The following is a 14,890-nucleotide window of genomic DNA, read 5'->3' as shown; positions in this document are numbered from 1 at the left end:
CCGATACGCATGATGATCCCTTCCCCCGCCCTCGCCGATCTGCGCGACCGCGCCCGACGCGTGCGCCTCGCGTGCTTCGACGTCGACGGCACGCTCACCGACGGCCGTCTCGTTTACGACAGCGCCGGCGGTGAATCGAAAGCCTTCCACGTGCACGACGGTCAGGGCCTCGTGCTGCTGCGTCGCGCAGGCATCGAGGTCGCACTGGTCACCGCACGCACGAGCCCCGCAGTCGAACGCCGCGCAGCCGAACTCGGGGTACGCGCGTGCTCGGGTATCGGCGACAAGCTCGCCTGCGTCGAAGGCATCGCGAAAACGCTCGGCCTCGCGCTGGACGACGTCGCGTTCATGGGCGACGACCTGCCCGACCTCAAGGTGATGCGTCGCGTCGGTCTCTCGGCCTGCCCGGCCGATGCGCACGACTGGGTTGCACGCGACGCCGCGTTCCGCGCACAGCGCGACGGCGGTCGCGGCGCCGCGCGCGAGTTCTGCGATTTCCTCCTCGAGGCGCAGGACCGCGTGCATCCGATCCTGGACGCGCTGCTCGCCGATGCACCGGTCGAACTGGGAGCGCAGGCGTGAACGGTCGCCTCATCCTCGGTCCCGTCCTGCTCGCGGCGGCGATCCTGATCGGCACGTCGTTGTGGCGCCAGCACAATGCGGATCTGCCGCTCGAGTCGGGCCGTTCGGACTACACGCTGCACGACTTCGAACTGGTCTCGCTCGATGCACAGGGCCAGGAGTCGTTCACCCTGCGCGCGCCCAAGCTCACGCGCGATCCCGACGAGCGCACGCTTTCGTTGGCGACGCCGGTCTTCATCATCCCGCCGCGCGCAGGCACGTCGGGCACGCCGTGGACGATCGACTCCAAGACCGGATGGGTCTCCGCCAAGGGCGACGAGATCCGCCTGCGCGGCGATGTCCACGCACTGAGCACCAAGCCGAACGGCCAGGCCGTACGCATGGAAACGCAGGAACTCGACGTCTTTCCCGATGCAAAGCGCGCGACGTCCAAGGTCGCGGTCAGCGTCAAGCAGCCGGGACTTATACTCAATGGCCACGGCATGGACGCGAAGCTCGACGACCGCGTCGTGGAGCTCAGGAATTTCAAGGCCCGTTATGAAAAGTCGCCGTAACCTCGCGCCCGTCGTCGCGCTCGTCCTGCTGTCCGTTGCGGGCGCCGCGTTTGCGCGCTCGAGCGATCGTCGCCAGGCCATCGACATCGAAGGCGGCTCCGCCGTGTATTCGACCGACGACAGCAGGCCCACGGTACTCAGCGGCGGCGTGACGATCACGCAGGGCACGCTGCGCATCACGTCGAGCACCGCAGAAATCACGATGGTCAACGGCGAGGCCGTGCGCGCGGTACTGCGCGGCGGCCCGGTCAAGATGAGCCAGCAGCTCGACGATGGCACGCCGATGAGTTCGACGTCCGCCGCAGCGGACTACGACATGAAGGCGGATGTCGTCGTGCTCTCCGGAAACGTCACCGTGCAGCAGACGCGTGGCACGCTCACCGGCGATCGCGTGAACTACAACATGAAGACCGGTCAGGTCGCGAGCGGTGCCGCCGCCGGCGGCGGTCGCGTAAAGATGCACATCCTCCCGAAGAACAACGCAGGCACGCCCTGATGCTGCGCGCCGAGGGGTTGCGGAAGAAGTACAAGTCGCGGGAGGTCGTCCGCGACTTCGGGCTGACGCTCGAAGCCGGCGAAGTCGTCGGCCTGCTCGGCCCGAATGGCGCCGGCAAGACGACCTGCTTCTACATGATCGTCGGCCTGGTGCCCGCCGATGCAGGCCAGATCCTGCTCGACGGGAAGGACATCACCGCGCAGCCGATGTACGCACGCGCGAAGCACGGCGTCGGCTACCTGCCGCAGGAGCCGTCGGTGTTCCGCAAGCTCAGCGTCGCCGACAACATCCGGCTGGTGCTCGAGCTGCGCAATGATCTCGATCGCAAGGGCCGCGAGCGCGAGCTCGCCTCGCTGCTCGACGAGTTGCAGGTCACGCACGTTGCCGACCAGATCGGCGCGAGCCTGTCGGGTGGCGAACGTCGGCGCGTCGAGATCGCGCGCGCACTCGCCGCACGCCCGCGCATGATGCTGCTCGACGAGCCGTTCGCCGGCGTCGACCCGATTTCGGTCGGCGAAATCCAGCGTATCGTGCGCCATCTCACCGAGCGCGGCATCGGCGTGCTCATCACCGATCACAACGTACGCGAGACGCTCGGCATCTGCGACCGCGCCTACATCCTGAACGAGGGCGTGGTGCTTGCGCAGGGCTCGCCCGATTCGATTCTGGCGAATCCGGATGTGCGTCGCGTGTATCTCGGCGAAACATTCCGACTGTAAAGCTGCAGCGCCCGACCGGCGGCGGCTTCCACGGCTGACGCGCGATGGAAACGCCGTGTACCTTGCATGTCGATGAAACCGCGACTTCAGGCCACGCTCGGCCAACAGCTGGTGATGACGCCGCAACTGCGGCAGGCGATCCGCCTGCTGCAGCTGTCGTCCATCGAGCTGGATGCGGAGCTCACCGAGGCGGTGGAAACCAATCCGCTACTCGAGTGGGACGAAGGCGGCGAGGTCATCACGACTCCCGAGACGGCGAACGGTGACACCGACCGCGATGCGGTGGAAGTCGAGATCGATGCGTCGGCGGTCGAGAGCTGGAGCGATGCCGAACTCGACAGCTGGACCGACGGCAACGGCGGCAGTCGCGGGGGCGACGGCGACAGCGGATCGCTCGCCGAACAGGTGGCCGATCGCGAAACGCTGCACGACCACCTCTTCTGGCAGCTGCACCTGAGCAGCCTGTCCCCGCGCGATCGCCAGATCGGCGCGGCGATCATCGACGCGATTTCCGACGATGGTTACCTTCGCGAGCCGCTGGACACGATCGCGACGACGATCGACCCGCCGGTGCGCATCGAAGATGTGCTTACGGTGCTGCACGTGGTGCAACACTTCGATCCGATCGGCGTCGGTGCGCGTTCGGTGTCCGAGGCGTTGTGCGTGCAGCTGGGCGCACTCGATGAAGAGACACCAGGCCGCGCGATCGCGATGCGCATTGCCGAGGAGCACCTCGAACGCCTGCCGCGCCTCGGTGCTGCCGGACTCGCGCAGGAGCTGAACGAACCGATCGACGAAGTCGAATGTGCCGTAGCGTTGCTGCTCTCGCTCGATCCCCGCCCGGGCGCGCAACTCGGCGAGGTCGCGCCGGAAAGCTACGTCACGCCGGATGTCGTGATCTGGCGGCAGCACGGTATGTGGCGCGTCGCGCTGGCCGACCACAGTCGTCCGCGCCTGCGCATCAATCGCAGCTATGAAGCGCTGATCACGCGCACGTCGTCGAGCGACGCCGCCTATCTGCGTGGCCAGCTGCAGGAGGCGCGCTGGCTCCTGCGCAATGTCGAAGCGCGCGGCGAAACACTGCTCCGCGTTGCGACCTGCCTCGTGCAGCGGCAGTCGGCCTTCCTCGAATCGGGCGACGGCGCGCTCCGCCCGCTCACGCTGCGCGAAGTCGCTGCCGAGCTCGGCCTGCACGAGTCGACGGTGTCGCGCGCGATCGCACGCAAGTACGCGCGCACGCCGCGCGGCACGTTGCCGCTGCGTGCGTTCTTCGCATCGAGCGTCGGCAATGGCACGGCCGAGGAAACCTCGAGCGCCGCGGTGCAGGCGATGATCCGTCAGCTGATCTCGGCCGAGAACCCGCGCAAGCCGCTGTCCGACGCCCGGTTGGCGGAGACGCTGCAGAGCGCCGGCGTGCCGGTGGCCCGCCGTACGGTCGCCAAGTACCGTGAAGCCATGAGTATCCCCTCGTCGCAGGATCGCGTTCGCATCAGCTGAGCGACGCAATATTTGACGAACGTCGTATTGCTGGCCCGGGAAAGTGCCATGCTGGGGCTGCGGCCATGGGGCCGCCTCTGCCGACAGTCTGGAGATGCCCATGCGTATCGAAGTCCACGGTCAGAACATCGACGTCACCCCCGCGCTGCGGGAGTACGTCGCCACCCGGTTCAGCCGGCTGGGTCGACATTTCGACCAACCCTTCGACGTTCGGACCATCCTCCTTGTCGAGAAGACCCGGCAATGTGCGGAAGCCACCGTCGTGATGCCGGGCCGCAGTTTCCATGCAGTCGCCGAGGGTGTCGACATGTACGCCGCCATCGACAACCTGGCCGACAAGCTCGACCGCGGACTGCTGAAGTACAAGGAGCGCCGCAGCGACCACCACCGCGGCGAGAGCCTCACGCGCAGCGCCGAGTACGCCTGATCCATCGGCCGCCCTTCCGAGGGCTTGCCGTCCAGCGCCCGACCGCCTTCGCGTGGTCGGGCGTTTTCGTTGAAGGAGCCAGCGAAACTTCGCGGGACATCGCCCAAGCGGCTTTGGCCGCAGTTTTTCGTCCGCTGCCCCCAGCGACCCCGGACCAATCCGTCACACCAATCTGCGCGGGTCGCCGCCCGCCGCGCCCGCCGACGAGTCCATGGGCCGGTCCCAAGGCGATCGCGCCGAGTCATCCCGGCTGCCTCTTCTCCGCCACGCACTTCCGCGACACACTGCGCGGGCCTCGACGGCCTCGACCTCGACCGACCGCCCGGACCTCACGCATGAATGCCCGCATCAGTGCCCGCGAGCTGTACGACCAGCAGCTCGAGCGTCTCGGCCTGCGCTGGCTGGCCGGGCGGCGTGGCGACGACCGCGTCCTGGAATCGGTCGACACCGTCGCGCGCCGGCCGTCCCTCGCCGGCTACCTCAACATCATCTATCCCAACCGCGTGCAGATCCTCGGCACCGAGGAGCTGTCGTGGCTCGATGCGCTTGACTCGCGCGCACGCTGGGAAACGATCGAAAAGATCATCCAGGTCCGCCCGCTGGCGCTGGTCATCAGCAAGAACCAGCCATGCCCGGAAGACCTGCGCATCGCCGCGGAAGAAAGCGATACGCCGCTGTGGGTGTCGCCGCGACGCGGTCATGAACTGCTGAACCACCTGCAGTACCACCTTGCGCGCAAACTTGCGCCGCGGGTGACGCTGCATGGCGTGTTCATGGAGATCTATTCGATCGGCGTGCTGATCACCGGTGAATCCGGCGCAGGCAAGAGCGAACTCGCGCTGGAACTCGTCACGCGCGGGCACCGCCTGGTTGCCGACGACGCGCCCGAATTCACGCAGATCGCGCCCGACGTGCTCGACGGCGCATGCCCCGAGCTGCTGCAGGACATGCTCGAAGTCCGCGGCCTCGGTGTACTCAACATCCGCCAGATGTTCGGCGACACCGCGGTCAAGCGGAACAAGTACCTGCGCCTGATCGTGCACCTGACCCAGCCGTCGCTGCACCCGGAACCCGGTGGGCTCGAACGCATCACCGGCGATCTCGGCGCTCGCCGCGTACTGGATCTCGACGTCCCCATGATCACCCTGCCCGTCATCGCCGGTCGCAACCTGGCCGTGCTCACCGAAGCCGCCACGCGCACGCACATCCTGCGGGCAAAGGGCGTGGACCCCGCTGCTGCATTCATGGCGCGACACAGCCACTTCCTCGAGCGGGGCGAATCGTGAGCGCGCCGTCCCTGGCCACGCTGGTACTCGTCAGCGGCATGTCGGGCTCCGGCAAGACGGTCGCACTCAACACGTTCGAAGACCTCGGCTTCTACTGCGTCGACAACCTGCCCGCGATGCTGCTGCCGCAACTCGTCGCGGAAATCACCGGCGGCGAGGATGGCGGTCCCGCCAAGCTCGCCGTGGGTATCGATGTCCGCAATCGCCACGACGAACTCGACAAGGTGCCGGAAGCGCTGGCCGCCGTCGGCGGTCTCGGCTTCGATCCGCGCCTGGTGTTCTTCGACGCCGTCGATCCCGTGCTGCTCAAGCGCTATGCCGACACGCGCCGTCGTCATCCGCTGAGCCGGCTCGGGCTGTCGCTGCCGGATGCGATCGCACTGGAACGGCAGGTGCTGCGTCCGCTGCGCCAGCTCGCCGATGCGATCGTCGACACCAGCGAGATGAACGTGCACCAGCTGCGTCGCCACGTGACGACGGAATTCGGCCTGGGCGCGGAAGCCGGCATGTCGCTGCTGTTCGAATCGTTCGCCTACCGCCGCGGCGTGCCGGCCGATGCGGATTTCGTGTTCGACGCGCGCGCGCTGCCGAACCCGCACTGGATTCCGTCACTGCGGCCGCTGTCGGGGCGCGATGCCGACGTGCGCGACTACCTGCTCGCGCAGCCCGACGTCGAAGCCTTCTATTCGCAGATCAGCGCCTTCCTCGACGCGTGGTTGCCGCGCCTGCAGTCCGACAGCACGCGCAGCTACGCGACCATCGCATTCGGCTGCTCCGGCGGTCGCCATCGCTCGGTGTTCCTCGCCGAACGCATGGCCGAGCACGCGCGCGCGAACGGCTGGCCGGACGTTGCCGTGCATCATCGCGAGCTCGACTAGGCAGTGTCCCAACGGCCGCTTCCGGACGGTCATGCGGCTCTGCTAACGTCGAGCCATGGCCGTCGGCATCCTCCTCGTCACTCACGAAGGCATCGGTAGCGCGCTTCGCAGCGTGGCGGAGCGGCTGCTCACGCCGCTGCCGCTGCGCGTGGAGGTCTTTGAAGTCGCCTTCGACGCCGATCCCGACGTCGCGCTGCCGTCCGCGAGCGCGGCCTTGCGACGCGCGGACAGCGGCGACGGCGTGCTGGTGCTCACCGACGTCTTCGGCGCAACGCCCGCGAACGTCGCCTCGCGACTCGCACGCCTGGGCACGCCGATCCGTCGCGTGTCCGCTCTCAACCTTCCCATGCTCCTGCGCGTGCTGAACTACGCCGAGCTCGACCTCGACGCCCTGCCCGCCGTGGCCGTCGCCGGTGGACGCAACGGCGTGCAGCTCGACGACGCCTGAATTCCGATGATCGAACGCGACCTCACCGTTTCCAACCGCCTCGGCCTGCATGCGCGCGCCACCGCCAAGCTCGTGCAGACGCTGTCGCAGTACCGCAGCGCCTGCACGCTCATGGCGAAGGGCCGCGAAGTGAATGCCAAGAGCATCATGGGCGTGATGCTGCTCGCCGCCGGCCAGGGCACCGCCGTGAAGCTGCGCGTCGAAGGCGAGGACGAACAGGCCGCGTGCGACGCCGTGCAGGCGCTGTTCGAACGTCGTTTCGACGAGGACAGCTGACCCATGCGCCAGGCGATGACCGGCCAGGGCGCGTCGCGCGGAGCCGTGCTCGGCCGCGCACGTGTGCGCCTTCCGCACGCGCTGCAGGTCGCCGAGCAGCACATTGCACCGGACGTCGCGGATGCCGAACTCGCGCGTCTGCACCGCGCCATCGGCGCGGTGCGCGACGAATTGCACGCCCTGCGCGCGCGCCTGCATGGCGCGCTGGCGCAGGAGGTCGGTGAGTTCCTCGACCTGCACACGCTGATGCTCGACGACCCCGAGCTTCTGCACGGCCTCGACGAACTCGTGCGCGACCGCCACTACAGCGCCGACTACGCGCTGCGCCTGCAGCGTGACCGCCTCGCCGCGGTGTTCGAGGCGATGGACGACCCGTACTTCAGGAGCCGCGTCGAGGACATCGATCAGGTGATCGGTCGCGTGCACGCGGCGTTGCATCGCCGCGACTGCGAGCTGCAGGGTTTCGCGGGCGAAATCCTGGTCGCCGAAAGCGTGGCACCCGCCGAGATGGCGCAGCTGCAGGCGCAGGGCGTGATCGGGCTGGTCACCACCAGCGGCAGTCCGCTCGGTCACACGGCCATCCTCGCGCGCAGCCTGCACATGCCGCTGGTGGTCGACTGCAGCGGCGCGATGGATCACATCAACGACGGCGATGCACTCATCGTCGACGGTGGAACGGGGCTCGTCGTCGTGGAGCCCGACGCCGACGACCTGCGCGCCCATCGCGAGCGGGAGGAAGGTCATGTACGCGAAAAGCGCGCGCTCGCACGCCTGCGTCGCGAACCGACGTGCACGCGCGACGGCGTCGACATCCGCCTGTTCGCGAACGCCGAATCGCAGGAAGACGTCGCCGAGGCGCATTCGCTCGGCGCGGCCGGCATCGGCCTCTATCGCACCGAGTTCCTGTTCCTCCAGCGCAATGCCCTGCCGGACGAGGACGAGCAGTTCCGCGCCTACCGCGATGTCGTGATGGGCATGAGCGGTCGGCCGGTCACCATCCGCACGCTCGATGTCGGCGCCGACAAGACCGATCGCACGGGTCTCACGCTGCGCGACGAACAGAATCCCGCGCTGGGCCTGCGTGGCGTTCGGCTGTCGCTCGCGCGGCGGGGCCTGTTCGAGACCCAGCTGCGCGCACTGCTGCGCGCATCGGCCTACGGCCGCATCCGCCTGCTCGTGCCGATGGTGACTTCCGCCGAAGAAGTGCGCTTAGTGCGCGCCGAACTCGATCGGGTCGCCGCGCAGCTGCGCGCGGAAGGGGCGGTGCTGGGCGAGGAAGTACCGCTGGGCGTGATGATCGAAGTGCCGGCCGCGGCGCTTGCGCTGCCGGCCTTCATCAACGACGTCGACTTCCTCTCCGTCGGCACGAACGACCTCGTGCAGTACCTGCTGGCGGTCGATCGCAACCACGAAGGCCTCGGCCGGCTCTACACGCCGCTGCATCCCGCGGTGATCCGCGTGCTGCGCGACACCATTCGCCTCGCGCAGCGTCACGGACGTCCGATCGCGGTCTGCGGGGAAATGGCCGCCGCGCCCGACTACGCGCCGCTCCTGCTCGCGCTCGGGCTGACCGATTTCAGCCTGCATCCGGGCACCATGCTCGAAGTACGCCAACGCATCCGCGACTGCGACTACGCGCATCTGCAGTCGCGCCTGCCGGCCCTGTTGCGCGCGCGCGATCGCGACGCCATCGAGCGCTGGCTCGCGAGCGCGGCCTGAACGCGATGGCTTCGCCGGAGGCCGGATCGACGCGGTGATTGTCGATCGCGCAAACCCGCGGCGATAATGCGCGCATGAACCTCTGACCTCGGTCGCATATCGCGGCGTTCAACGCCGGCGGGTGCGACTCGCCCACGGACCCCCGGGTCCCCGCCGGAATCCGCGCATGGCCGAATCCGTCCGCCACGAGAACACCGCGCGGCAGCTCAGGCTGCTGTCCGACGCGCTCGACAGCGGGCGCCTCGGGCCGGTGCGTCGCCTGGTCAACACGCTCTCGCCCGCCGAGATCGGCAACCTGCTCGAGTCCCTGCCGCCGGCCAAGCGTTCGGTGGTCTGGGGACTGGTCGACGCCGATGACGACGGCGAGGTGCTCGTGCACGTCGGCGACGAGGTGCGCGAGGGCCTGCTCGCGGACATGGATCCGGACGAAATCGTCGCCGCGGTCGAGGACCTCGACATCGACGACCTTGCCGACCTCGTCGAGGACCTGCCGGACGCGGTGATCGAGCAGGTGCTGCTGTCGATGGACCGCGAGAACCGCGAGCGCCTCGAGCAGGTGCTGTCGTACCCGGAGGACACTGCCGGACGCCTGATGAACCCCGACGTGGTGACGGTCCGCACCGACACCACCATCGAGGTCGTGCTGCGCTACCTGCGCCTGCGCGGCGAGCTGCCGGAGCATACCGACCACCTGTACGTGGTCAGCCGCCGCCACCAGTACCTCGGCCGCATCGCGATCGCCGCGCTGCTGACGCAGGATCCGGCGACGCCGATCAACCGCCTGGTCGACGACGAGCAGCCCGCGATCCGCGTCGGCGAGACCGCAAACGAGGTCGCGCGCAAGTTCTCCGACTACGACTGGGTGAGCGCACCCGTCGTCGACGAGAACAACATCCTGCTCGGCCGCATCACCATCGACGACGTGGTCGACATCATCCGCGAGCAGGCGGAGCACCAGGCGCTGTCGGCCGCAGGTCTCGACGAAGACGAAGACCTGTTCAGCCCGGTACCGCGCGCGACGCGCCGTCGCCTCCTGTGGCTGACGATCAACCTCGGCACCGCGTTCCTCGCCTCGTTCGTCGTGAGCCAGTTCGAACACACGATCAGCGAGCTCGTCGCCCTTGCCGTGCTGATGCCGATCGTCGCCGGCATGGGCGGCAACGCGGGCACGCAGGTGCTAGCGCTGATGGTGCGCGGGCTCGCGCTCGGACAGGTCGGCTTCTCCAACTACCTCGCGCTGCTGTGGAAGGAGTGCAAGGTCGCGTTGCTGACCGGGCTCGGGCTCGGGCTGATCCTCGCGGTCGTCGTGCAGCTGCGCTTCCACGATGTGGGCCTCACCGCGGTCATCGCGGCCGCGCTGCTCATCAATCAGATCGCGGCGGCGGTCGCGGGCGTGCTGATTCCGCTGACGATCCGTCGCCTCGGCTTCGACCCCGCGCTGGCCAGCAGCATCTTCCTGACGACGGTCACCGACGTGATGGGCTTCTTCTCGTTCCTCGGACTGGCGACACTGTTCCTGCTCAAGTGAAGGCTCCGCGGGCCGTTACCATGTCCGGAAGCCCGGACTGCGTCGACGGACCGGCCGATCGAAGGGGATCAGGGATGCTCAACCGACTGCTGCGGCGCCTTCAGGGCCGCCCTGCGCCTGCGCTGACCGCCGCCGCGTCCGATGAGGACGTGGCCGCCGCGGTCGAAGAGGCGTTGCCGGTCGGAGCCGAAGCGATGCCGGATGCGGACGTCGCCGCCACCCTCGTGAGCCCGCAGGAACTCGCCGACCTGTTCGTGCGCCACTTGCTCGGCACCGCGCCCGACGAGCCGGCCGTCGACGGTCTCGCCGATGACATCCTCGACCGCCTCGACGCGCAGACGCAGCGGCTCGATGTCGCCCGCCTGCCCCGCCTTCCCGCGCTGGTGCCGCAGCTGCTCGCGGTGCTGCGTCGCGATGACGTCGATGCCAATGCGATCGCTGCCCTGCTTGCGCGCGATCCCACCCTCGCCGGCGATGTCGTGCGCGTCGCCAACAGCGCGCATTACCGCCGCGGTGCGGCCGTCGGCAACTTGCCGCAGGCGGTCAATACGATCGGCAGCGACGGGCTGCGCTACGTGGTGCTGACGACGGTCATGCGTCCGATCCTGCAGGCCGATCCGTCGCATCAGGCGGCGCACGCCGGCGCGCGCCTGGCGGCACAGTCGGAGACGCGTACGTGGCTGTGCGGCACGCTCGCGCGCGGCGTCTGCGATGCGGGCGAAGTGCAGCTGGCGTCGGTGATCGCGTCGACGGGCACGGCCGCGCTGATGCGCATGATGCCGCGCCCGCTGATGGCCCAAGCGGCGGCGGACATCAATTTCGGCACGCGATTCCTTGCGCTCGCCTCCGAGCTGTCCACGCGCGCGGCAGCGCACTGGCGCCTCGACGAAACACTCCGCAACGCGCTGCAGGCCATGCCGCGCAATGGCGACGACGCCGGCGCGCTCGCGCGCGTGCTTGCGCGCGCGGATCGGCTTTCGATGCTGCACGCGCTGCATGACACGGGTGATGCGCCGCGCCTCGCGACGTCGGAGAACCTCGACGAGCGCGCGCAGGACCGACGCCTGCTCGCGTCGATTCCCGTGACGTCGGAACCCGTCGCCGCCTGACGCACGCGACGCGGCGACTCAACCGGCCAGCAGGCGCTCCAGCACCGCCATTCGCACCGCCACCCCGTTCGCGACCTGGCGCAGGATCAACGAGCGGGGGCCGTCCGCGACCTCGTCGGTGATCTCGACGCCGCGATTGATCGGGCCCGGATGCATCACCACCGCATCGGGCGCCGCGCGACGCAGGCGCTCGGCCGTGATGCCGTAGTGGCGGTGATAATCCTCGAGCGAATCGACCAAGCCGTCTTCCATGCGTTCGCGCTGCAGGCGCAGCGTCATCACCGCGTCCGCGCCGTCGATCGCGGCATCGACGTCCTGGGTGACGTTGCAGTCGGCGAGCGTGTCGTCGTCGGGCAGCAGCGACGCGGGACCGCAAACGCGGATGTCACCCGCACCGAGCGCGCGCAGAGCGTGCAGATCCGAGCGCGCAACCCGCGAATGCTTGACGTCGCCGACGATGGCGATGCGCATCGACGAAAAATCATCGCCCTTGGCCTGACGCAGCGTCAGCATGTCGAGCAGGCCCTGCGTCGGATGGTTGCTGCGGCCGTCGCCGGCATTGAGCAGGGCGGTGTCATGGCGTGCGGCCTCGGCCAGACGCGCCACCGCACCGTCGTCGTGATGGCGCACGATGAAACCGCGCACGCCCATCGCTTCGAGGTTGCGCATGGTGTCCAGCGCCGTTTCGCCCTTGCGTGCGGACGATGTCGATACGTCGAAGTTCAGCACATGTGCGCCGAGACGCTGCGCGGCCAGCTGGAAGCTCATGCGGGTGCGCGTCGACGGCTCGAAGAACAGCGTGCAGACCGCGACGCCGCGCAACGCGTGCGAATCACCTGGCGTATCGGCGAAGTGCTGCGCGCGGTCGAGCAGCCCGACGACGGTGGCGCGGGGCAGGCCGTCGAGCGTGAGCAGGTGATGCATGACTTATCCGGTGAGGGTGGCTTCGAGTTCGACCGCATCGGCGGGCGCGTGCAACCAGCGCTCGACGATGATCGCAGCCGCCACGGCGTCGAGGATCTGCGCATCGCGACGGCGCTTGCCGCCCTGCGCGCGCTCGCCGGCGAACCGCTGCGCGGCTTCGACCGACGAGGAACGCTCGTCGACCAGCATGACCGGCTTGCCGAACTTGCGGCCGAGCTCGCGTGCGAATGCATGCGCGCGCTTGCGGATGGGTTGGTCGCCGCCCTCGAGCGTCATCGGGTCGCCGACGACGAACGCGTCGGGGCGCCACTCGCGCACGAGCCGGTCGATCGCCGGCCAATCGGGGCCACTCGCGTGCACATCGACCACGGCGACCGGGCGCGCGCCCGTACCGAATGCGCTGCCCACGGCGACACCGATCCTGCGTGCGCCGACGTCGAAACCGAGGACCGTCGTCGCCGCCGTCATGTCAGGCGTGCCCCGCGTAGTCGGCCAGGCGCGACAGGTCGACGCCGATGCGTCCCGCTGCCGCGCGCCAGCGCTCTTCGAGTGGCGTGTCGAACAGCAGCGCAGCGTCGACCGGTGCGGTCAGCCAGCTGTTGTCGGCCACGAGCTCCTGTTCGAGTTGTCCTGCGCCCCAGCCCGCGCATCCGAGCGCGATGACCGCATGGTCGGGGCCGTTTCCATTGGCCATGGCTTCGAGAATCTCTCGTGAGGTGGTGAGGTAAAGATCATCGCCGATGGCGAGCGTGGAATCCCAACGCGTGCCACCGTCGTGGATGACGAAACCGCGTTCGCGATGCACCGGTCCGCCGTTGAGCACGATCTGCGCACGCAACGTTTCGCTGCCACCGTCGAGGCCCATCTGGCTCAACACTTCGCCGACGGTGTACTCGGAGGGCCGGTTCACCACGATCCCGAGCGCGCCGTCCTCGTCGTGCTGGCAGATCAGCGCGACGCTCTTCGAGAAGCCGGACTCGGCGAGCGACGGCAATGCGATCAGCAGCTGGCTCGCGAGAGGCGTCGGGCTGTCGGGCAATGACATGGAGCCATATTGCCCGGGTTCGCCGCGGTAATGGAAGCGCCGCGGCCGCCGGAAACGACGAAGGCGCCCGTAGGCGCCCTCGCATTCGTGACCAAAGCCCGGTTCAGCGAACGTCGGCCACACCCACGTCGCCGAGGCCCGCGGCCAGCGTGCGGGCGTCGCCGCCCTGGGCCAGCTTGATGCGCAGGCGCACCTCGTTCTGCGAGTCGGCGTAACGCAGCGCGTCCTCGTAGGAGATCTCGCCGGCCTGGTAGAGCTCGAACAATGCCTGGTCGAAGGTCTTCATGCCCAGGTTGGTCGACTCCTTCATCACTTCCTTGATCTTGTGGATCTCGCCGTCGCGGATGTAGTCCTGCACCAGCGGCGTGCCCAGCAGGATTTCCATTGCGACGCGACGGCCCTTGCCGTCCGGCGTCGGGATCAGCTGCTGCGCCACCACGCCCTTGAGGTTGAGCGACAGGTCCATCAGCAGCTGGTTGCGGCGATCTTCCGGGAAGAAGTTGATGATGCGGTCCATCGCCTGGTTGGCGTTGTTCGCATGCAGCGTGCAGAGCACGAGGTGGCCGGTTTCGGCGAACGCGATCGCGTGGTCCATGCCTTCGCGGGTACGCACCTCGCCGATCATGATCACGTCGGGCGCCTGGCGCAACGTGTTCTTCAGCGCGGCTTCCCACGAATCGGTATCGATGCCGACTTCGCGCTGCGTGATGATGCAGCCCTCGTGCTTGTGCACGAATTCGATCGGATCCTCGATCGTGATGATGTGGCCGGTCGAATTCTTGTTGCGGTAGCCGATCATCGCGGCGAGCGACGTCGACTTACCCGTACCGGTCGCGCCGACGAACATGATGATGCCGCGCTTGGTCATCGCGAGCGTCTTGATGATCGGCGGCAGCGCGAGTTCCTCGACCGTCGGGATCTTGCTCTCGATCCGGCGCAGCACCATGCCGACCTGGTTACGCTGGAAGAAGCAGCTCACGCGGAAGCGGCCGACGTTGGCCACGCCGATCGCGAAGTTGCACTCATGCGTCTTTTCGAACTCTTCGCGCTGCGCCGGGCTCATCACCGACAGCACCAGGTCACGGGCCTGCTGCGGCGTGAGCGGGTTCTGGGTGATCGGCGAAATCTTGCCGTGGACCTTGATCGACGGCGGCATGCCGGCCGTGATGAACAGGTCCGAGGCGCGGTGCTGCGCCATCAGCTTCAGATACGACGAGAAGTCGATCGAACCGCCGGGCGCGGCAGGTGCTGCGGGCGACAGCGGGGTGTCGGGGGACATGCTCATCGTTGACTCTCCGGGGGACTTCTCGGGGCAGCCGCATCGGCGACCGGCCACCGCATCGATGCTTCCCCCGGGGGCGCGCGGTGGCCCGCGCCCGCGGTGCCCGCCCGGAGGCGGGCC

Annotated in this window: 17 protein-coding genes; 13 read left to right on the top strand and 4 right to left on the bottom strand. The window is 68.4% G+C overall.

Annotation, left to right across the window (positions count from 1 at the left end; all coding sequences use genetic code 11):
- Positions 1-12: 12 nt before the first annotated feature.
- The 13 genes from DWG18_RS03205 to DWG18_RS03145 all read left to right on the top strand — a co-directional run bounded on the left by DWG18_RS03205 (position 13) and on the right by DWG18_RS03145 (position 11,519).
- Positions 13-582: a phenylphosphate carboxylase subunit delta gene (locus tag DWG18_RS03205; protein ID WP_240318588.1), complete on the top strand. Its 570-nt coding sequence runs from the start codon at positions 13-15 to the stop codon at positions 580-582.
- On the top strand, positions 579-1,136 hold the full coding sequence (gene lptC / locus DWG18_RS03200) for an LPS export ABC transporter periplasmic protein LptC (RefSeq protein ID WP_162823682.1): 558 nt from the start codon (positions 579-581) through the stop codon (positions 1,134-1,136). The genes DWG18_RS03205 and lptC overlap by 4 nt, the downstream gene beginning before the upstream one ends.
- Positions 1,120-1,632: a lipopolysaccharide transport periplasmic protein LptA gene (lptA, locus tag DWG18_RS03195; RefSeq protein ID WP_115645344.1), complete on the top strand. Its 513-nt coding sequence runs from the start codon at positions 1,120-1,122 to the stop codon at positions 1,630-1,632. The genes lptC and lptA overlap by 17 nt, the downstream gene beginning before the upstream one ends.
- Positions 1,632-2,351 (top strand): LPS export ABC transporter ATP-binding protein, encoded by a 720-nt coding sequence (lptB, locus tag DWG18_RS03190; protein ID WP_115645342.1) that lies wholly within the window; start codon positions 1,632-1,634, stop codon positions 2,349-2,351. The genes lptA and lptB overlap by 1 nt, the downstream gene beginning before the upstream one ends.
- A gap of 72 nt (positions 2,352-2,423) precedes the next feature.
- The gene (locus DWG18_RS03185; protein ID WP_115648008.1) at positions 2,424-3,848 is read left to right on the top strand and encodes an RNA polymerase factor sigma-54; all 1,425 of its coding nucleotides are present in this window, start codon (positions 2,424-2,426) and stop codon (positions 3,846-3,848) included.
- A gap of 100 nt (positions 3,849-3,948) precedes the next feature.
- Positions 3,949-4,275 (top strand): ribosome-associated translation inhibitor RaiA, encoded by a 327-nt coding sequence (gene raiA / locus DWG18_RS03180; protein ID WP_115645340.1) that lies wholly within the window; start codon positions 3,949-3,951, stop codon positions 4,273-4,275.
- Between the two features lie 335 nt (positions 4,276-4,610).
- Positions 4,611-5,561, top strand: a complete 951-nt coding sequence (gene hprK, locus DWG18_RS03175; protein WP_115645338.1) for an HPr(Ser) kinase/phosphatase — start codon at positions 4,611-4,613, stop codon at positions 5,559-5,561.
- Positions 5,555-6,439, top strand: coding sequence for an RNase adapter RapZ (gene rapZ, locus DWG18_RS03170; protein WP_115648007.1), 885 nt, complete (start codon positions 5,555-5,557; stop codon positions 6,437-6,439). Before hprK ends, rapZ begins: the two co-directional genes overlap by 7 nt.
- 55 nt (positions 6,440-6,494) lie before the next feature.
- Positions 6,495-6,887 (top strand): PTS fructose IIA subunit family protein, encoded by a 393-nt coding sequence (locus tag DWG18_RS03165; protein ID WP_115645336.1) that lies wholly within the window; start codon positions 6,495-6,497, stop codon positions 6,885-6,887.
- 6 nt (positions 6,888-6,893) lie between these two features.
- Positions 6,894-7,163 (top strand): HPr family phosphocarrier protein, encoded by a 270-nt coding sequence (locus tag DWG18_RS03160; protein WP_115645334.1) that lies wholly within the window; start codon positions 6,894-6,896, stop codon positions 7,161-7,163.
- 3 nt (positions 7,164-7,166) lie between these two features.
- Positions 7,167-8,882, top strand: a complete 1,716-nt coding sequence (gene ptsP, locus DWG18_RS03155) for a phosphoenolpyruvate--protein phosphotransferase (RefSeq protein ID WP_115645332.1) — start codon at positions 7,167-7,169, stop codon at positions 8,880-8,882.
- 166 nt (positions 8,883-9,048) lie between these two features.
- Positions 9,049-10,410: a magnesium transporter gene (gene mgtE, locus DWG18_RS03150; RefSeq protein ID WP_115645330.1), complete on the top strand. Its 1,362-nt coding sequence runs from the start codon at positions 9,049-9,051 to the stop codon at positions 10,408-10,410.
- Positions 10,411-10,484: 74 nt separating this feature from the next.
- Positions 10,485-11,519, top strand: a complete 1,035-nt coding sequence (locus DWG18_RS03145) for an HDOD domain-containing protein (protein WP_162823681.1) — start codon at positions 10,485-10,487, stop codon at positions 11,517-11,519.
- An 18-nt stretch (positions 11,520-11,537) separates the two neighbouring features.
- Here the strand turns inward: DWG18_RS03145 and DWG18_RS03140 are convergent, their stop codons facing one another.
- From DWG18_RS03140 to DWG18_RS03125, 4 genes are all read right to left on the bottom strand, one after another.
- A complete protein-coding gene (locus tag DWG18_RS03140; protein ID WP_115645326.1) occupies positions 11,538-12,443 on the bottom strand; it encodes an aspartate carbamoyltransferase catalytic subunit in 906 nt (301 codons plus the stop codon).
- 3 nt (positions 12,444-12,446) lie between these two features.
- Positions 12,447-12,911, bottom strand: a complete 465-nt coding sequence (gene ruvX, locus DWG18_RS03135; protein WP_115645324.1) for a Holliday junction resolvase RuvX — start codon at positions 12,909-12,911, stop codon at positions 12,447-12,449.
- Position 12,912: 1 nt separating this feature from the next.
- Positions 12,913-13,482, bottom strand: a complete 570-nt coding sequence (locus DWG18_RS03130) for a YqgE/AlgH family protein (protein ID WP_162823893.1) — start codon at positions 13,480-13,482, stop codon at positions 12,913-12,915.
- A gap of 109 nt (positions 13,483-13,591) precedes the next feature.
- Positions 13,592-14,767 (bottom strand): PilT/PilU family type 4a pilus ATPase, encoded by a 1,176-nt coding sequence (locus DWG18_RS03125; protein WP_115648006.1) that lies wholly within the window; start codon positions 14,765-14,767, stop codon positions 13,592-13,594.
- Positions 14,768-14,890: the final 123 nt, after the last annotated feature.

This window comes from Lysobacter sp. TY2-98 (assembly GCF_003367355.1).
Classification (GTDB): domain Bacteria; phylum Pseudomonadota; class Gammaproteobacteria; order Xanthomonadales; family Xanthomonadaceae; genus Cognatilysobacter.
The sequence above is the reverse complement of the archived record's forward strand: the minus strand, read 5'-3'. Positions and strand labels throughout refer to the sequence as shown.